Source organism: Streptobacillus notomytis, assembly GCF_001902585.1.
In the GTDB taxonomy this organism is placed as follows: domain Bacteria; phylum Fusobacteriota; class Fusobacteriia; order Fusobacteriales; family Leptotrichiaceae; genus Streptobacillus; species Streptobacillus notomytis.
In genome coordinates this window covers 18,665-37,933 of record NZ_LKKV01000013.1, presented here as the reverse complement: position 1 = coordinate 37,933, position 19,269 = coordinate 18,665, and the positions used below count along the sequence as shown (strand labels likewise).

Genomic DNA, 19,269 nt, shown 5'->3' with positions numbered 1-19,269 from the left:
CCCCCCCCCCGTATATTTGTCAACAATTTTTATTATAACTAAAAAAGAGCGTTAATAATAACACTCCATTATTTCCAATTTATTTCATTTCCTTTTTCTTTAATTATTCTATATATTTTGTTTTCATTTTCCAATAATTCTTTTATCATTTCCATATATTGTTTAGCCCTTGAAATATTTTCTGGTATAGAGATATAAAAGCCTACATATATTTCAACATCAAAATCATGTTGAAGATCTAATAAAAGTTCAGGTCTATATGTTTTTACATAATAATCAAAAAAAACTGCCCAATTTTCACCATTCATATACGCTCTTTTATCTATAGCTTCCATTTTTTCACCTATTTCATAAGGTTTGTCTTCTGTTAGGTATAAGCAAATATCTATAAAATCATCATTATTAACCAATTCTAAATATTCATTCATAAATTTTCACCCAATTGCTCAACACTATTATATACTTCAAGTATATCTCTACCTTTTTGACTTAAAAATCCATTTTCTACCATTCTATCTAAATATGCTATAAATTCGTTATAGTAACCATCTATATTTAATAGTACACATCTTGAATTACTTAATCCTAATCTAACACCCGAATAAGCTTCGCTAATTTCTTCTAATGTACCTACTCCACCAGGAAGAGCTATATACATATCACTTTCAAATAATATCTTTTTTCTCTCAGCCATAGTTTCTACTATAATTAATTTAGAAAGACCATTATGCACTCTTTCTCCATGAGTTAAAAATTCTGGCATAACACCTATAACTTCACAATCTAAAGAAAGTGCAGCTTCAGCTAATAATCCCATAAGTCCAATTCTTCCAGCACCATATACTAAAACGTTTTTAGTTTTTGCTATCAATTCCCCTAATTTAGTTGCTGATAAAGCAAAATTTTCATTACTTCCAACACTTGCTCCGCAATAAACAGAAATTTTCATATTACCCTCCTAGAGAAATATAAGTATAAAAAAATGGAGGCGATAATCAGACTCGAACTGATGTAAAAGGTTTTGCAGACCTCTGCCTAAGCCCCTCGACCATATCGCCACACTATGGTAAATATATCATAATTTATACGTATTTGTCAAGTTGCCTTACAATTTATACGTGTTTGACAAAAAATATCTCTTAAAATTCACATAATACACACTTTATTCTCTTGCTATTAACCATTATTTTATGGTATAGTTATCTATATAAAAAAGGAGTTTTCAAATGAAAGAGTTAAAAGGACTTAATGGATTACGTGCAGTCGCTGTAATCCTTGTTATTATTTATCATTTTTTCCCTAGTATACTTTCTGGTGGATTTCTAGGAGTTGACTTATTTTTTGTGTTATCAGGATATTTAATCACTTCAATATTAATAGAGAAAAATAATTTAAATATAAAGGATTTTTATTATAAAAGATTTAAAAGATTATTTCCAGTTTCTTTTTCTATGCTACTTATTCTAACTGTAGTATTAACACTAACTAATAAAGATTGGTTAATCAAAGAAAAAATGAACATATTACATAGTAGTATATATAATTCTAATTTTCATTATATACTCAGTAAATCTAATTATTTTGATAATTTTTCTATAGCTTCTCCAGTTAAACACCTATGGTCTCTTGCAATAGAAATGAAATTTTATTTTTTATTTCCACTAATATTTCTGACTAATTTTGGAAGAAAATATATTAAAGAAATATTAATAACTTTATCTTTTATATCCATAGCTTGTATAAATATATTATACTTAAATGATAGTAAAAATTTATCAGTTATATATTACTTATTAATTGCTAGAATTTACGCTTTATGTATAGGCGGTATATTTTCTACATTTATACCCTTATCAAAGCTTTCAAAAAAGAATATTCCTATTATGACAAAAATTTTAGGATTCATACTTTTGACAATATCAATATATACTATGACTATAGTAGATGAAAAATCTGTATTTTTATACAAGTATTTAGGTGTATTAATTTATTCAATTGTTTTTGGATTTATTATACTATTTCTTTCAACATCAAAGATACTTGGATTATTTAATTATATAGGTAAATTATCATATAGTATATATATTTGGCATTATGTAATATTTGTATTAACAACACCTTATGAAGAATATTTAGAACCAAATCTTACCAATGTTATAATTAGAATAGTATTCACATTATTTATTTCTATTTTATCATTCCATTTTATTGAAGAACCTATAAGAAAAAATGGATTTAAAAAATACTTTGAAAATTCAGTTGTATCTATAATAACTCTTTTATTATTTGTATTTTCATTCCTATCAATAGCTGGAATGGACTTAGAATTATGGTCTTACAGGCTAATTGATGAAAAAGAAGTGGGAACTAAATCACTTGACTTAAATGTGAATAAAATAAATATAGATATTAAAAATGAAGTTAAAAATGAAGAAAAGAAAAAAATAAGTAAAGTATTAATGTTAGGGGATTCACTTGGTATCAATATTGCATATGCATGGGCAAAAGTTCTTCCAATACTTGAAGTAGATGCACAAACCGGAAGATTTCTACATGATGCAATAGAAGTTTCAAAAAAATATATACATTACAATGAACCTGATTCAAATGTTGTAATTATGCTTGGAACTAATGGTGCTATAACACTAAAAGAAATAGAGAAAATAAGGGAGACATTTAACAGGGCCAATCTTTTCTTCATAAATATTAATGTTCCTAGAAAATGGAGTAGAAGAGTAAATAAGACATTAAAAGAAGCAAGAGATTTATATAAGGATATTAATATAATTGACTGGTATTCTTTATCTAAGGATCATTATGAATATTTCAGAAAAGATAGGGTTCATGTTAACGAAATTGGTGCTGAGATATTAATAAAGGAGATAATGAGGGTTATGGATTCTGAATATATTATAGATGAAAATTCAAAGCCTAAATTACATATATCTCATGAATTAAGACATAAAAATAAGAAATAAACAATGCACATCAAATTGATGATGTGCATTATTTTTTATTTTTCTTCTATTAATATTTCTAAACTTCCACTAATTCCCTTATCTTTTAAATTTTTCTCAAAATAATAATTCAATGGATGTATTATATATTTTTCATTTTCAAGCTCTTTATTAATTAATTTATTTACTAAATCTATACTTTCTCCATTAATAACATATATATACTCATTTTTTATATCTTTTTCATTAATATATGTTACATTACCAATCTTTTTAACTCCAGCTTCCATGTTGAAATAATAATTCTTGTAAATGTTATCAACGTCCATATTTTTATAATCATTTAATTCTTTAAAATTAACATCTCTTGAAATTAAATAATTATAATATGAATTTAAATCTTTTTTCTGCTCATATGTAAGATTTTCTAAATTATATAAATATAGAAAGTTAGACATCATTCTTCTTTCAGTTATAGAAAAAGCATTAAAATATGGAATAAAAAATACCATAATTATAAACAAAGCGAAAACTTTAGCATATTTTGAAGTATCTATATCTTTAACTAACTGTAAAATTAATACGGCTAATAATAAGATCCCAAAAGCTAAAATAAAGTATCTATTTTCTGTAATATCATACATTCTTATCTGCTTTATTACTGTAAATATCATATATAAGACTAAAGGTAGGGTAAATATAGAAACATATTTTTTCCTAATTACAGTATTAAGTCCCACCATAATATATCCAAGCCATAATATTAAATGTATCATAATACTTTGTTGTTTTGAAAATAAACCTAGATAAAGTATAGTTATAAATGATATTAAAAACATAGAAAATATGTTATTTAAAGCCTTAGATTGTACTCCATTTTTTGATGTATAATAAAGTATAAATATAACAGTAAATATTACTAACCACATAGATACTATAGCTTTCATTTCAATATTTAACTTAAATAATTCTGATGCAATCAATACTAAAAATGAATATAGTAAAGTTGATAAAAATCCCAGTCCTAAATGAATCACAAAATTAATAGATATATTATTAAAATCTTGACCTTCTGATAGTAGTTTTGAAAAATAAAGAAACATTAATATTCCAATTAATGCTACTACCATTTTTTGATTTCTAACATTTAACATACCATTTCCTATAAGTAAATATGATGAAAATGAATATATTAATGACATGAATAAAACTCTAACTTGTTTATATTTCTTACTTTCATATATTCTATAAAATAACCCTGTAGATATTAAACCTATTACAATAAATCCTAATATATTTGTATTTTCTTCAAATACATTTTTTATCAAATTAATATATACAATTAATAATAATGACCAAAATATAGTAATAGGATAATTAATTAATTTCTCTAATTTATCTAATATTTTTTTCATAATTTTCCTTTCATTTTTATATATAAAAAGAAAACCTTTAGTAACCTAAAAGCTTTCTACTATCTTTACTAATCATCAAATCTTGGATAAACAAATGGTTGTTCAACCGAAGAACTTTCTCTATCCTCATCTTCTTCTACATTTCTTTGAACTTCAACATGAGAGCTATCTATTGTAGATGCAATAGATTTAACTTCTGTTTCAAATCCTGTGGCAATTATTGTTACTCTTGTATCAGTTATATTATCCTCTGTCATTATACCAAGCATTACATCTATATCTGGATTTTCAGAATATATTGTTACTTCTTCTGCTATATTATGGAAATCTTCAAATGCTGCATCTGGCGACATAGTAATATTTAATAATAATTTTTTAGCTCCTTTAATATTTCTATCAAGTAATGGATTTTCAATAGCTTCTCTAACTGCTGTTAATACATCTTTTCCTTGCTCTGCAATTCCAAGTCCAACAACCGCTTCTCCTGAATCTTTCATTATTTGTTTAACATCAGCAAAATCTATATTAATTAATCCTTCTTTAGTTATTATTTCAGCTATACCTTTAACCGATCTAAATAATACCTCGTTTGGAGCTAAGAACATACTTTTAACTTTATTTGTTGCCGTCTTATATGTCAATAACTTATCATTAGGTATTACTATTAAAGTATCTACATTTTTTTTAAGTTCATTTATTCCGTTTTCTGCATTACTTTTTCTTCTAGGACCTTCAAATTTAAATGGAGTTGTTACTACTGCTATAGTTAATATATCTAATTCTCTAGCAATTTCTGCAACTATTGGAGAGGCACCTGTTCCTGTTCCACCACCCATACCTGCAGTAATAAAAATCATATCTTGACCTTGAATTATCTTTTTAATTTCACTTCTCATATCTTCGGCAGCTGCTCTTGCAACAGATGGATCTCCACCTGCTCCTAAAGTTCCTATAGATAATTTAATATCTGCTGCTTTTTTTTCTAAATCTTGATAATCTGTATTTATTGCTATATATTGAACCCCTTCAATATTATATTCTTTCATGTAGTCAACAGCATTTCCTCCACCGCCACCTACTCCTATAATACTAATTTTAGCTCCTTTAATATTAGCGTTAACTGCTTGATATTGATTATTATGATTAATATATACCTGTTGTGATTTTTGCCCATTATAAATATTATTATCCATTCTTCATTCCTCCGTTTTAATTATTTCACCGCTATATCTCTAAATCTTATATCTATATATTCTAAATTATTCTCCTTAATTTCTTCAGAATATACTTTATAGGCTAATTCATATTTTTTATTATTAATATCTTTGTTTGTATATACGTTAGTTCCATCAAGTAAAGTTAAAACAAACATCTCATTATCACTATAGATTTCTGAAATTAAATGATATAATTTTGTATTTAAAATATTTAGTAATAATTCCTTTAAATCATCTATCTTTTCTTCCTTTATTTCTATTATAGGAAGATTATTATCTTTTATTTCTTTATAATATGCAAAAATATTTAAATTTTTATCTATATAGTAATATTTATGGTTTTTACTTATTATACCTATAGGTATTCTTTCATTTACATTAATATTTATAGTATCTGGAAATCTTCTTGATATATCTATTCTATCAATTCTAACATCCTCTTCTATCTTATTTCTCATTTCTGATAAGTCTAGTAAAAATAAAGATTGTCCTTTTAAATTATCAAACTTAGATGCAATATCTTCTTTAACTAAATAAATGTTACCTTCAACATTTACATTTTTAACCAAAAAGAAATCACTTTCAATAAACAAGAAAATAACATATACAAAAGCTATTAATAATAACAATCTAATAATGTATCCTTTCATATTTCCTCTTTCATACTATATGTAGTTATTCAAACTAATTATACAACATTATATACATATTTGTCTACCCTATTTATAGGGTGCTTGTTAAAAAAATATTTTATTTACCTACGCAGAATTTAGCAAAAATATGATCCAATATATCTTCTGACGTAATCTCACCTGTAATATCAGATAATGAATCAAGACCCTCTTTTAAATCCACTGATATTAAATCTAAAGGCATTCCCATATCTATAGTTTCAAATATATTTTTTATAGATTCTTTAGTTTTTTCTAAAGCTGTTTTATGTCTAATATTTGTTAAAATTAATTTTTCTGAACTATCATCTATCTCATTGTCTGTAATAAATTCATAAATTTCATTTTCCATTTTATCCATATTTATATTATTTTGTGCTGATATTTCAACTATATTTTTTAAATTATACCTAGATATGTCTAATTTTCTTTCTAAATCTATCTTATTTAACAACACTATATATTGTTTATCAAGCTCCAATATTTTCTCTATTACTCTAATATCCTCTTCCTCAATTTCTTTAGAACTATCCAAAACTAACAGAACTAAATCTGCCTTATCTATAAATTCTAAACTTTTTTTTACTCCTATATTTTCAACTATATCATCTGTTTCTCTAATTCCAGCAGTATCAACTAAAACCAAAGGTATTCCTTTAATATTTATTATTTCTTCTATAATGTCCCTTGTTGTTCCAGGAACAGATGTAACTATTGCTCTTTCTTCTTGAAGTAAGGTATTTAATAAAGTAGATTTACCTACATTAGGTTTACCTACTATTACTGTTTTAATTCCTTCTTTTATTTTCTTACCTTTATCATATGAAGAAATTAAATTTTCAGCTTTTCTATAAACTTCTTCAAGCTTTTTTCTTAATTCTAATGGCAAAGGATCATCTATACCTTCTTCTGGATAATCCATGACTACATTTACATGAGCTGTAATATCTAAAAATGCTTCTTTAAATTCCTTAATTTGATCTCTTAAACTTCCTTTTAATTGATCCAAAGATAAAGAAACAGATTTTTCTGTTTTTCCATGTATAATATCTATTACTGCTTCTGCTTGAGATAGATCTATTCTACCATTCATGAAAGCCCTTTTTGTAAACTCTCCTATTTCTGCCATTCTAGCACCTTTTTTTAATACTACTTCAAGAATTTTTTTAGTCGTATAATATCCACCATGGCAATTAATCTCAACAACATCTTCTGTAGTATATGAACGAGGTCCTTTCATTCTGCTTACCAATACCTCGTCTACAGCCTTACCGTCATCATATATATATCCATAATTTAATTTATAGTTTCCTAAATCTTTATTTTTAGTAAAGGGAACAAATATTTCATTTAATATCTTAAATGCTTCATCACCGGAAATTCTAACTATTCCTATTCCTGATTCTCCTCTTGCAGTTGATATTGCTGCTATTGTATCAAAAAACATTTATCCTCCCATATATGTTAAAAGCCCTGATTAAAGGGCTATGATTATTTCTTATTTTTCAATTTAATTATTAGACATCTTTTTGGTTCTACACCAACACTAATAGTTTCTAATCCATCTATTTTACTTATTTCTTCATGTATAATTTTTCTTTCTCTTGAAGGCATAGGATTTAACTTAACTTTTCTTTGTGTTTTTATAACATTTTTAGCTGTTTTTTGTGCTAATTCTCTTAAAATATTTTCTCTTTTTTCCTTATAGTTATTAGAATCTATAAATACCTTTATATTTTTAAATTCTTCAAGTGACATTAATAAATACTCTAAAGAAACTAAAGATATTCCTTTTTCCCCTATAATATATCTAATCTCATCACCAACTAATTCTACTTTATATACATTATCATTAACTGTAATATCTTTAATATTAATATTTAAATTAGCTGTAGCTAAAAACTCTTTAATTATTACATTTAATCTATCAGCTTTTTTATCTTTTTCAACAACTGTTTTTACTACCTGTTTTTTAGCAGTTTTTTCTTTCTTAACATTAGCTTTTTTTATTAATTCTTTTTTATTTGGCTTATTAATTACTTTTTCTTTTTCCATACCTTTTTTAACTATATTAACTAAATATTTTCCGTTTAGTTGGAAAAATAAAAACTTAAAAGGTTTTCTTAATTCTTTAATAACTATAGTTTCATCATCTGCCAAAGTAATTAATTCCTTAATTTTTACCCTTAATTCTTCTTCACTCTTTGAATGAAATATTTTTTCCATTACATATCTCTCCTATTCATAACATAAACCTGCTGTAATACTGATAATAAAGTGTTTACAAAATAATAAAGGTTAAGTCCCGAAGGCATATTATAGAAAAGAAATAGCATTAATACAGGCATAGCATACATCATTGTTTGCATACTACTTGCTGCAGGATCATTAGCATTATTATCCATTTTAGATTGCATTAATTTTTGTTGAATAAATGTAAATACTCCTGTTAATAATGGTAATAAATTGATTGTAAATTTTCCTAAAGTAAATAGGGCATCTGGCTTACTTAAATTAAACCATAAAAAACTTGCATTTGAAGGTAATGCATTATTAGTAAACGCTTGATAAAGTGCTACAAATACTGGTAATTGTATAAGTAAAGGTAAACAACCTCCTGCAGGATTTACTTTTTCATTTTTATAAAGCTCCATGATTTTTTGATTCTGCATTTGCTTATCGTCCTTATACTCCTCCTTTATAGCATCTATCATAGGTTGAATTTCTCTCATTCTCTTCATTGATTTTTCTTGTTTTAAAGTTATAGGCAATAATAAAAGCCTAACTAAAAATGTTGTAACAATAATAGCAATTCCATAGTTACCTACAAATCCATAAATTACATCTAATAACTTAACTGCTGCATCTACTAGCCATTTTGGTGTTAAATAAATTCCTAACGTCATAATACTCCCTTTCTATTCTAAAGCGTCATTTCCACCTGGATTAAAAGGATGGCATTTAAGTATTCTTCTAATAGCCAAATACGTTCCTTTTAAGGCTCCGTATTTTATTATAGCTTGTTTAGAATACTCTGAACATGTTGGATAAAACCTACATACTCTTGGTGTATATTTTGAAATATATTTCTGGTAAAAGTTAATTATACTAATTAGTACTTTCTTCATGTTTTTTCTTTCTTTTAAATATATTACATAAATCTTGCTCTATATCTTTATATTTTATTTCCTTCATTTTATCTTTAAAAATACTCTTTGCTACAATTACATATTCCTTATCTAATCTGAATAAATCTATATTCAACCTTGTTGCTTCTCTTAACAATCTTTTAGCTCTTGATCTATATACTGAATTTCCTGTTTTTTTGCTAGCCACAAAACCTAACTTTTGTTTTTTTGCATTACATTCAAAAATTAGGACATATTTACCTGATAACTTTCTACCTTTGTTATATACCCTATTAAACTCCTTGTTTTTTCTCAACTTCTCCATACTTTACTCCATGTTTTTAAAAAAAACCGGTGTAATAAAATGTCACCGGTTATGCTGATAATTTCGCTCTTCCTTTTGCTCTTCTTCTTTTAAGAACGTTTCTTCCGCTCTTAGTTTCCATTCTTAATCTGAATCCATGATCCATTTTTCTTTTTCTTTTATTTGGTTGGTACGTTCTTTTCATTATATTATTTTCCTTTCCTTTATTTAAAACATTATAATACTTACATATTTTATACTAAATAAGGTGAGTTGTCAAGCCTTTTTACTTTACAGTTTATCAAAGCTCCCTACCTTTATTCTCTCTAATAATTCCACAGTTTCATCATATTCAAAGCTTTGATTAATTAATGTTTTAACATCCTCTATTCCTTGAATATTTTCAATATACCACATTATATATTTTCTAATATCTGGGAAATATATATTTTCATTATCTATGGCATATTCTTTTACATGTTTAATAGCCATATTAACCCTATCCATATCTTTAACAACTGTTCTTATCTTGCCAAATTCAAGTAATTCTCTAATTTGTAAAATTAACCATGGATTTCCTAATATTCCTCTTGCAAGCATTATACCGTCTACATTAGAATATTTTATCTTTTCTACTGCATCTTTTGCATCAAATATATCTCCATTACCAATAACTTTAATATTAACATTATCTTTAACTTCTTTGATATACTTCCAATCTGCCTCTCCAGTATATTTTTGCTCTCTTGTTCTACCATGTATAGTAATACTAGAACATTTAAGTTTTTCAGCTATTTTTGCTATTTCTAAATAGTTTTCAGGTTTATCATATCCCACCCTAATTTTCAAAGAAAGATTAGTTTCAGGCTTAAGAACTTCTCTTAATGATAATAATATTTCTTCTATTTTTTTAGGGTCTTTAATTAATGCTGAACCATGTCCTGAATTAACTATTTTCTTCATAGGACACCCACAATTTAAATTAATTTCCTTTACTCCCATACTTTCTATATATTTAGCAGCCTTTTGCATTAAGTGTATATCTTTACCAAAAATTTGCACAATATTATTTTCTCTAAGCTTCAATATTTTAGGTACTTCTGTATAAGATAATTGATTTACACTCACCATTTCAGTAAAAGTTAAATCAGGTCTAAAATCTTCTATAAGTTTTCTAAAAGTATAGTCTGTAACTCCTGCCATAGGAGCAGTATATATTTTCACACTCATTTTTACTCCACTGTTATTATCTCTGTTTCAAGACTTATTCCAGTTTTTTCATTTACAACTTTTTTTACATGTTTAATTATCTCTTGTATATCACTAAATTTAGCATTACCTAGGTTAGTAATAAAATTAGGATGAATTGGTGAAACTTGAGCATTTCCAATTCTAAATTCTTTTAGTCCACAATCTGATATTAATTGTGCTGCAAAATTCCCTACTGGATTTTTAAATGTAGATCCTAAATTAGGGTAATTTAATGGATGTTTAGTTCTTCTTTGATTATACTTATCTTCACTAGCTTCACTGTTAAATCCGTAAGTTAATTTTAATAATGTTGATATCACTACCCACTTATTATCTTTAATTTCAGTTCCTCTGTACCTAAAATCCATATTCTCTTTTTTAAGTATTTTAATTCCAGTTTTTTTATCAAATACTTCCACTTCTTCTATTACATCAAATATTTCAGTACCATAAGCTCCAGCATTCATATTAGTTATACCCCCAAAACTTCCTGGTATACCTGACATATTTTCTATACCTGATAAATTATTTTCTTTCATAAATTTAATAAAATCATTAAAATCTACTCCAGAATATGCTCTTACTAAAGCATAATCATCATTTTTTTCTTCTATAACTATATCATTCATTTCATTTAATGTTATAAAAGATATATCTAAATAACCATCTGCTATTAAAGTATTTGTTCCATTTCCTATTAAATATATTCTATCTCTACTATCATATATTTCTTTTAACTCATTTTTATCATGTATAAATATTAATTCTTTTGCAGTTCCTCCAACCTTCATATTAGAGTATTCTTTTATGCTCACATCTTTTAATATTCTCATTATTTTACCATTTCTACAAAATTATGAGCGTAAGCTGACACACTTCCTGCTCCCATAAATATGTAAACCTTTCCTTTTTTATCTTCTTCTAATAATAGCTTAGTTAATTCTTCCTTTTCATATACTTTAGAATGTTTCCCTATCAATTTAGATAAATCCTCAGAGCTTACATCATACATATTATCTTCGCTAGCTGAATATATAGGTAATAGTAATACCCTATCTGCTAATGCTAAACTTTCTGAAAATTCTTCAAGAAAAAACTTAGTTCTTGAATATCTATGCGGTTCAAAAATTACTATTATTTCTTTTTTTTCATTCATTCTAGCTGCATTAATAGTTGCCTTAATTTCCGTAGGATGATGAGCATAATCATCTATTATTCTGAAATTTTCATCATATATTACTTGATATCTTCTATTAGCACCCCTAAAGTTTTCTATTCTTTCTTTAACCTTATCCATATCAAGTTTTTCTTCATGAGCTATATATATTACTGCTAATGCATTAGATACATTGTGTATACCTGGTATAGATAATTTAAATGTTCCTAATTCTAATCCATTTTTTACTACATCAAAGTATGTAATAGAGTTTAAACTATGAATGTTTTTAGCATATATACTTACCTTATCACTATTTTTTTCATCAACTGAATAAAATACTAATTTATCATCTTTATATGTTCTTATCTCATCACAATCAAAGCAGGCAAGAACTTTATATTTAGTTTGTTCAATAAATTGCCCAAAAGATTTTTTAATATTTTCCAGACTACCATGAAACTCTAAATGATCCGGCTCTATATTTGTTATTATAGAATAATATGGATGCATGTATAAAAAAGAATTATCACTTTCATCAGCTTCGGCTATAAAATACTCTGAACTTCCTACCTTAGAATTAGATGCTATTTCTGGAATTATTCCACCAACAGCTACATATGGATCTTTATCTAAAAAAGCTACAGTTGCAAGAGATGAAGTAGTTGTTTTTCCATGAGTTCCAGCAACAGCTATACCTAAAGGTAATTTATCCATGATTTCAGCAAGTAATTCACCACGCCTAACCATTTTAATTTTTTTTTCTACCATATACATATATTCTGGATTATCTTTTTTTATAGCTGTAGAGTATACATAAATGTCTATTTCTTTATCTTCAACATTTTCTCTTTTTTGACCTATATATACATTAATTCCATTATCCTCTAATTTCTTAGTTATATCCTTATATGCTATATCTGAACCAAATACTTTATAACCTAACTCTTTAAGTATTAATGCAAGTCCACTCATTCCTATACCATTAATGCCACTAAAAAAAGCTTTTTTCATAATATTAAACCTCCATATTTCTAAAATTAAATTATACAATTTTTATAACAAAAAAGCAACGCTCAAAGACTTTATAAATAAAAAAAGCCTCTATCAAAGAAGCACATTAATTTAATATACTGGCGGAAGTGACGAGACTCGAACTCGCGACATCTTGCGTGACAGGCAAGCACTCTAACCAACTGAGCTACACCTCCATAAATGGTGGTCACAACTGGGCTCGAACCAGTGACCCCCTGCTTGTAAGGCAGGTGCTCTCCCAACTGAGCTATGCGACCACATTAGCCTAATTATTGTACAATAAAAAGTAATAAATTTCAAGATTTTATTTCTAATATATAAAAAAGAGCAAAATATTTTGCTCTTTCTATTTTACTATCTCTTTTACTGCCATTTCTAAATATTTTCTAGCTGTTCCTAAATTTATTCTAATAAATTCTTCACCACCTGAAACAAAATGTGTCCCACTTTCAACTAATACTCCTTTTTCAGCAAGTTTTTTAGTTAATTTTTCACCATTTTTAACCTTTACCCATAAAAGATAAGATGATTCCATAGGAAATACAATATATTTATTTTCAAGTTTTTCTTTTATGAAAATATAGTTTTGATAAATATACTTACTTAAATCATCTAACCAATCCTCACATATATTATATGCACCAATTAATGAAACAAGACCTAAGATATTTGGAGAAGTAATTGAATTTTCTTTCATTTTAATCTTTAATTTTTCTCTTAAATCCTTATTAGGTATTATGCTATATGATGTCTTAAGACCACCTAAATTAAATGCTTTATTAGGCGATGAAAGAAATATTAAATTTCGTAGATATTTTTCATCTAAACCTAAACTACTTTCATGTTTTTTATCAAATATCATTTCAGAATGCACTTCATCAGATACAAGTATAACATTATATTTCAAACAAAGACTTGCTACCTTTTCTATCTCAAATTTTGTCCATATTCTCCCAGAAGGATTATGTGGATTACAGAAAATAAATAACTTAGGTGAATATTTTTTCATCTTTTCTTCCATATCTTCATAGTTTATAAAATACATATTATTTTCTTCTTTTAAAGGTGAAAAAATCACTTTATTTCCACTATTAATAGCAGAATTATAGAAAGGTTCATATGCAGGAGTATTAATTAATATATATTCTCCCCTATTTAAATATGTTTTATTTAATAAATGTAATGTAGATACTGTACCATAACCTATATTTATCCATTCTTTTTTAACATTTACATTATGTCTTCTTTTTTGCCAATTTATTATAGCATTATAGAAATCTAGGGTAAGGGAAGTATAGCCCAAACTTCCCTTAGTAATATAATCTTGTAATATTTTTGATAATTTTTCTGGGAGTAAAAAATCCATATCAGCTATCCAAAGAGGTATAAATTCTTTAGGAAGATTAATATTAAATTCTTTTTCTATTAAATTCCTATCCCATTTTCTTCTCAGATCAAATTTAGAATCTACCTTTATTTCAAAATTATTTCCCATACTAGTCCTCGTCTACTTCTAATTCACCTTTTCTAATTTTATTATTTCTATAAAACACATTTACTATAGCTATTATTATAGATCCAACAAAAATACCTAAAATATAGCTTGGTAATTTACTTACAAGTGGCCATGCCCATATTGCTGATTCAGGAAACCATTGAACAGCACCTAACATCACGGCTGTCATAGAACCTATCATTGCTGAAATAACATATAAAGGGACAACAAATACTGGATTTTCTAAAGCAAATGGTATGGCTCCCTCTGATATTCCCATAAATGCTAAAAATATCGAAGTCTTACCTGCGTTATAAAACTCTTTATTATATACTCTTCTACCAACTAATTTTCTATCTATTAATGTAGAAAGTCCAAGTCCTATAGAAGGTATTACCACAGCTATATTTCTTGCTGTTAGAGGTAAAATTTTATCTGTACTAAATCCAATAGCTACAAAACTTGCAGCCTTATTAACTGGACCTCCTAAATCAAAAGCTGTTGCAGCTGATGATATTAGAGCATAAACATATTCTCCTTGTTTTCCTGCTATTTCTAATATATTTCTGATTTGAATATTTAACCAACCACCTACTGGCGTAATTACGAATATCATCGCTATCATACAAATTAAAGCAGCAAGTAATGGTATTAAAAATGTTGTTTTAAACGCCAAAAATTTTTCAGATAATTTAATATTTTGATTTAACCATTTAACTATATATCCAATAAATATACCTATAATTATAGCCCCAAAAAATCCACTTGGAACTGGAGCAACCTTATCATAAACTCCATTATCTAATAATTTAATTATATGAATAGGTTTATTTGCAATATATCCTCCAATAAATCCAGCAGAAAAGGCAGTTTTACCACCTATAGAATTTGCAACAAATGCCGCAAACATAGGTATTGCAAATCCAAATAATGTAAATCCAAAACTTTCCATTAAATGAGAAATTTTCAATAATTGTAAACTAAATCCATTAAACTGCCCAGAATTAATTGCTCCTAATATATTTACACTAGGGTCTATTTTTAATAACACATAAGGTATAACTTGTGAAAAAGCTCCTATTAATCCTCCCATTATTAGTATAGGTATCATATATGAAATACCTGTCATTATATGTTTGTAAAAAGCTTGTAGTCCTGAAACTTTTCTACCTCTTTTCTTGATCTCCATAATTACCTCCTAATTTTTATTTAAAAACTTCTTGTAAAATATCTTTTGCTTCTCTTATAGCTTCTTTTAAGCTGACTTCATATACCTCATAATCATCAAATCTTTCTATACCTTGAGGTGTTATTGCAACAGCATGAATTATAGCGTCAGCTTCTCGTATATCCTTGTGAGTCAATTCATTTTGAATGCCGTCTGCACCCTGAGTTTCAATTTTAATTTCAATTCCTAATTCATCTGCTGCCTTTTTTAGTGAATCTGCTGCCATAAATGTATGAGCAAGACCCATAGGGCAGGCACATATTGCTACTACTTTTTTCATAATTTAACACTTCCTAACTATTTAATATTTGTTCTATTTCTATTTTATCCTCCAACTCATTTAATTTATTTCTAAATTCTGAGTTTAATATTTTTGATGATATATCCTTTAATATATCTATATGTTTTTCTGCATTATTTTCAGGTACTATTATCATGAATACATGATTCACTAATTCTTCTTCCTCATCCCAGATTAAAGGTCTCAAAGATTTTAAATATATAACCCTTGATTCATCAATATTTCTAGTCTTACAATGAGGAATAGCAAATCCAAAACCTATAACTGTATTATCTATTTTTTCTCTAACCATTATTTCATCTTTAATATTTTTTGATATTTCATCATCTAAATTTAGGGTTCTTATCATATTTTCTATAATATCTTCCTTATTTGTTTCATCAAAATTAATAATAATATTATCTTTTTCTACTATCCTCATGTTTAATTTTCTCCTTCTAGAACCATTTTTAAAAATTTTGGTATGTCTTCCTTATTTTCTATTTTAATTAAATCCTTTTCAAAATTATATGTTCTCAAACATTTATTAATATCAAGTATTGCATCTAAATGTTCTTCCTTATCCTTTGATGCAAGTGTTATAATTATCCTTATTTTTCCTCCAAAAAAATCTATTTCATCTTTTAGGATTATAAGGGTAAATCCTGTTTTTTTTACTTCACTTTTTATCTTTCCATGTGGAAGTATAGTAATATCACCTATTTGTATATATTTCCCATATTTATCTATTTGTTGTTTTAAATTATTATAGTATTCTTTTTCTACTATCCTATTTTCCACCATAAGATCTACCGCTATTTTTAATGCTTCATCAATATTATTGGCTTGTACATTTAATCTTATATTTTCCGGTATTAAATAATCATATATCCTTTTACATTTCTTTTCTTCTACATCCATATATATTAAATGCCCTAAAACTTTTCTAATATTTTTTCTAATTTCCTCTTCTTCTTTTCCAGAATTTTCTTTAATAAACTCAAATAACTTATTTTCAGATATTTTAATATTTTTTCTAGATAATCCATATTTTTCAAGGTTTTCTATATCCTCCTTTTTAAATATAGCATTAACTTTTATAACTTTATCTCTTTTACTTAAAATATCAAGTGTGGTAACTATTAAATCTACTTCATCAATATTTTCATAATCTTTAAGCTTGTTATATGGAATAACATCTATTACATCTACTTCAAAGTTTTCTTCAAGATTTTCTACAATTAATTTAGAACTTGAATAACCTAAGCCACAAACAACAAGCACCTTAATCATATCTTTTTTAACATTCTTATCCATTCTATCTAAGGCTCTTTTAACCATAATAGTTACAAAAGATATTTCCTCACTATTCCATTTAAATCCTAAAGCTTCCTTAGTTTTATTATACAGCTGACTATACTCTTTCATAACCTCTTTACTAATGCTCTCACCGAGGCTTATCTTTTTATTCATTCTATAAATTGCAGGTTTAATATGATAAGTTAACTCTTCTTTAAATATCTTATCCTTACTAAAATCCCTAGAAAATTTTTGATTTAAATTATTAATTATATTATTTACCATCTCTTCTGTTTCTATGTAATTAAAATATATACAATCTTCTTCATTATATGTATACAAACCTAAATATATGTCTGTAAGCATTATAATATCAAGCTCATTTAAATTTTCAGTTACAAGACACTTTGATATTTTCTTATACTCCTCAGTTTTTTTAATAAAATCCTTATTATCCACTTCATATTCAAGTAACTTATGATTTTCAAAATTTCTATTTTCACTAATATATACATAAAATGAAATTACATCAAATGCTTCATCAGTAAGCTTAATATCTTCAGTAAATTTTCTTACTAGCTCTTTAGATTTTTCTAAATCTATATTTTTTGAATAATTAGATAATTTTTTTCTAAGTTGATTAGAAAAATATATATTAAAATTACTATTATTTAAACTTTTCAATTTATTTATTAAATAAAATCTTATCTTTGATTCTTTACCATATATATGATACCCCTTATTAGAATCTACATCTATTTTTAAACCATATTTTTCTATTTCTAAGTTAATATCTTTAATTACATTTCTAAGCGTTGATTTACTAATATCATACTTATTTGATAATTCTTGTAACTTAAACTTATTATTTTCTAAAAATATATCTAACATGATATATATCTGTCTTTCAAAAGAACTCAAAACATATTCTTTAAAAGGGATTAATGATAATTTATCTTCATAATCTTTTATCAATAACTTCAAATTAGCATTCTTTACACCTACTATTTCTAATGATGTATAATAGGTAAAAACTTGATTTAATATTTCTATATTATACCTAAGCATCCTCTCAGTTATATTTAATTCTCTTGATATATTAAATATATTATTCTTACCCTGCTTTAGTAACTCCAATATTTTAAAATCTCTATCTCCTATCATATATATTCCTTTCATAATAAGTATATCTTGAAAAACCTTTTTAACAAGATTTAGATTATTTCACAAAAAACTGAAATAATTTGTAATAAAAAAACAAAAGAAAAATCTTTTGTTTTCTAAAAAGTATATCCTGCTTCTATTCCTGCCATACCCTTATTACCATATCCAGCAAATAAAGCTACGTTATATCTATCTACTATTTTAATTCCAAATGATTGTTTAGCTAGTGGTTCAAGCTTTACATTTATACTATTTTTATATCTAATCGATAATCCAAGTCCTAATTCACTTCCACTATATAACTTAATATTTTTATGTATTAAATAGTTGATCTCTCCTGTAAGTGTTAAATTAAGAGATCCACCACCAACTATTCTTGAGTTATCTTTATTAAATTGTCCACTCAAAGAAACCTTTGGTCCAAATGTTAAATCTAATTTTTCTAATATTCCATATTTCCATTCAACCATAACTCCTGCTGAAATATCTAACTCATTAAATGCTGAACTATTATTATCATCTGCAAATTTTCTCCCATATGCCAAAGTCCCTTCAATCCTATATCTTTCTTTACTTGTACTTGAAAAACTAAGTAAATTAAAAAATATTAAAAATGTAAACAAAACTTTTTTCATTATATCTCCCTTATTTATTAAATGATTTTCTTTA

At 26.0% G+C, this 19,269-nt stretch carries 21 protein-coding genes and 3 tRNA genes; 1 reads left to right on the top strand and 23 read right to left on the bottom strand.

Features of this window, described 5'->3' with window-relative positions; translation table 11 throughout:
- Window positions 1-68: 68 nt before the first annotated feature.
- From BUE91_RS00680 to BUE91_RS00670, 3 genes are all read right to left on the bottom strand, one after another.
- On the bottom strand, window positions 69-428 hold the full coding sequence (locus BUE91_RS00680; RefSeq protein WP_073507622.1) for an immunity 51 family protein: 360 nt from the start codon (window positions 426-428) through the stop codon (window positions 69-71).
- Window positions 425-949: an LOG family protein gene (locus BUE91_RS00675; RefSeq protein ID WP_073507621.1), complete on the bottom strand. Its 525-nt coding sequence runs from the start codon at window positions 947-949 to the stop codon at window positions 425-427. The genes BUE91_RS00680 and BUE91_RS00675 overlap by 4 nt, the downstream gene beginning before the upstream one ends.
- A gap of 34 nt (window positions 950-983) precedes the next feature.
- Window positions 984-1,058 (bottom strand) — tRNA-Cys (locus tag BUE91_RS00670).
- A gap of 168 nt (window positions 1,059-1,226) precedes the next feature.
- On the opposite strand from BUE91_RS00670, the gene BUE91_RS00665 reads away from it, so the two are divergent.
- On the top strand, window positions 1,227-2,978 hold the full coding sequence (locus BUE91_RS00665; protein WP_073507620.1) for an acyltransferase family protein: 1,752 nt from the start codon (window positions 1,227-1,229) through the stop codon (window positions 2,976-2,978).
- Between the two features lie 35 nt (window positions 2,979-3,013).
- Here the strand turns inward: BUE91_RS00665 and BUE91_RS00660 are convergent, their stop codons facing one another.
- From BUE91_RS00660 to BUE91_RS00565, 20 genes are all read right to left on the bottom strand, one after another.
- Window positions 3,014-4,372, bottom strand: coding sequence for a hypothetical protein (locus BUE91_RS00660; RefSeq protein ID WP_073507619.1), 1,359 nt, complete (start codon window positions 4,370-4,372; stop codon window positions 3,014-3,016).
- A 68-nt stretch (window positions 4,373-4,440) separates the two neighbouring features.
- Window positions 4,441-5,565 carry a cell division protein FtsZ gene (gene ftsZ / locus BUE91_RS00655; protein ID WP_083573699.1) on the bottom strand — a complete coding sequence of 375 codons (1,125 nt, stop codon included), beginning with the start codon at window positions 5,563-5,565 and terminating at the stop codon, window positions 4,441-4,443.
- A gap of 20 nt (window positions 5,566-5,585) precedes the next feature.
- A complete protein-coding gene (locus tag BUE91_RS00650; RefSeq protein ID WP_073507618.1) occupies window positions 5,586-6,239 on the bottom strand; it encodes a cell division protein FtsQ/DivIB in 654 nt (217 codons plus the stop codon).
- A gap of 100 nt (window positions 6,240-6,339) precedes the next feature.
- A complete protein-coding gene (mnmE, locus tag BUE91_RS00645) occupies window positions 6,340-7,707 on the bottom strand; it encodes a tRNA uridine-5-carboxymethylaminomethyl(34) synthesis GTPase MnmE (protein WP_073507617.1) in 1,368 nt (455 codons plus the stop codon).
- Between the two features lie 44 nt (window positions 7,708-7,751).
- A complete protein-coding gene (locus BUE91_RS00640; protein ID WP_073507616.1) occupies window positions 7,752-8,486 on the bottom strand; it encodes a Jag family protein in 735 nt (244 codons plus the stop codon).
- Window positions 8,486-9,166 (bottom strand): YidC/Oxa1 family membrane protein insertase, encoded by a 681-nt coding sequence (locus BUE91_RS00635; RefSeq protein ID WP_073507615.1) that lies wholly within the window; start codon window positions 9,164-9,166, stop codon window positions 8,486-8,488. Before BUE91_RS00635 ends, BUE91_RS00640 begins: the two co-directional genes overlap by 1 nt.
- A 12-nt stretch (window positions 9,167-9,178) precedes the next feature.
- On the bottom strand, window positions 9,179-9,388 hold the full coding sequence (gene yidD / locus BUE91_RS00630) for a membrane protein insertion efficiency factor YidD (RefSeq protein WP_066900466.1): 210 nt from the start codon (window positions 9,386-9,388) through the stop codon (window positions 9,179-9,181).
- Window positions 9,369-9,713, bottom strand: a complete 345-nt coding sequence (rnpA, locus tag BUE91_RS00625) for a ribonuclease P protein component (protein WP_073507614.1) — start codon at window positions 9,711-9,713, stop codon at window positions 9,369-9,371. Before rnpA ends, yidD begins: the two co-directional genes overlap by 20 nt.
- A 49-nt stretch (window positions 9,714-9,762) precedes the next feature.
- On the bottom strand, window positions 9,763-9,897 hold the full coding sequence (gene rpmH, locus BUE91_RS00620) for a 50S ribosomal protein L34 (protein ID WP_066900462.1): 135 nt from the start codon (window positions 9,895-9,897) through the stop codon (window positions 9,763-9,765).
- Between the two features lie 86 nt (window positions 9,898-9,983).
- Window positions 9,984-10,922, bottom strand: coding sequence for a tRNA dihydrouridine synthase (locus BUE91_RS00615; protein ID WP_073507613.1), 939 nt, complete (start codon window positions 10,920-10,922; stop codon window positions 9,984-9,986).
- Between the two features lie 2 nt (window positions 10,923-10,924).
- On the bottom strand, window positions 10,925-11,776 hold the full coding sequence (gene murB, locus BUE91_RS00610; RefSeq protein WP_073507612.1) for a UDP-N-acetylmuramate dehydrogenase: 852 nt from the start codon (window positions 11,774-11,776) through the stop codon (window positions 10,925-10,927).
- Entirely contained in the window at window positions 11,776-13,113 is a 1,338-nt protein-coding gene (gene murC / locus BUE91_RS00605; protein WP_073507611.1) for a UDP-N-acetylmuramate--L-alanine ligase, read from the bottom strand. The genes murB and murC overlap by 1 nt, the downstream gene beginning before the upstream one ends.
- A 120-nt stretch (window positions 13,114-13,233) precedes the next feature.
- Window positions 13,234-13,310 (bottom strand) — tRNA-Asp (locus tag BUE91_RS00600).
- Between the two features lie 5 nt (window positions 13,311-13,315).
- Window positions 13,316-13,391 (bottom strand) — tRNA-Val (locus BUE91_RS00595).
- Between the two features lie 89 nt (window positions 13,392-13,480).
- A complete protein-coding gene (locus BUE91_RS00590) occupies window positions 13,481-14,629 on the bottom strand; it encodes a MalY/PatB family protein (RefSeq protein ID WP_073507610.1) in 1,149 nt (382 codons plus the stop codon).
- A 1-nt stretch (window position 14,630) separates the two neighbouring features.
- On the bottom strand, window positions 14,631-15,818 hold the full coding sequence (locus tag BUE91_RS00585) for a PTS fructose transporter subunit IIC (RefSeq protein WP_066900452.1): 1,188 nt from the start codon (window positions 15,816-15,818) through the stop codon (window positions 14,631-14,633).
- 16 nt (window positions 15,819-15,834) lie between these two features.
- Window positions 15,835-16,137 (bottom strand): PTS fructose transporter subunit IIB, encoded by a 303-nt coding sequence (locus BUE91_RS00580; RefSeq protein WP_082814426.1) that lies wholly within the window; start codon window positions 16,135-16,137, stop codon window positions 15,835-15,837.
- Between the two features lie 13 nt (window positions 16,138-16,150).
- Complete coding sequence (locus BUE91_RS00575) at window positions 16,151-16,579, bottom strand: PTS sugar transporter subunit IIA (RefSeq protein WP_066900448.1); 429 nt, start codon at window positions 16,577-16,579, stop codon at window positions 16,151-16,153.
- 2 nt (window positions 16,580-16,581) lie between these two features.
- Window positions 16,582-18,615, bottom strand: a complete 2,034-nt coding sequence (locus tag BUE91_RS00570; RefSeq protein ID WP_083573697.1) for a BglG family transcription antiterminator — start codon at window positions 18,613-18,615, stop codon at window positions 16,582-16,584.
- Between the two features lie 101 nt (window positions 18,616-18,716).
- The gene (locus BUE91_RS00565) at window positions 18,717-19,235 is read right to left on the bottom strand and encodes a hypothetical protein (RefSeq protein WP_073507608.1); all 519 of its coding nucleotides are present in this window, start codon (window positions 19,233-19,235) and stop codon (window positions 18,717-18,719) included.
- Window positions 19,236-19,269: the final 34 nt, after the last annotated feature.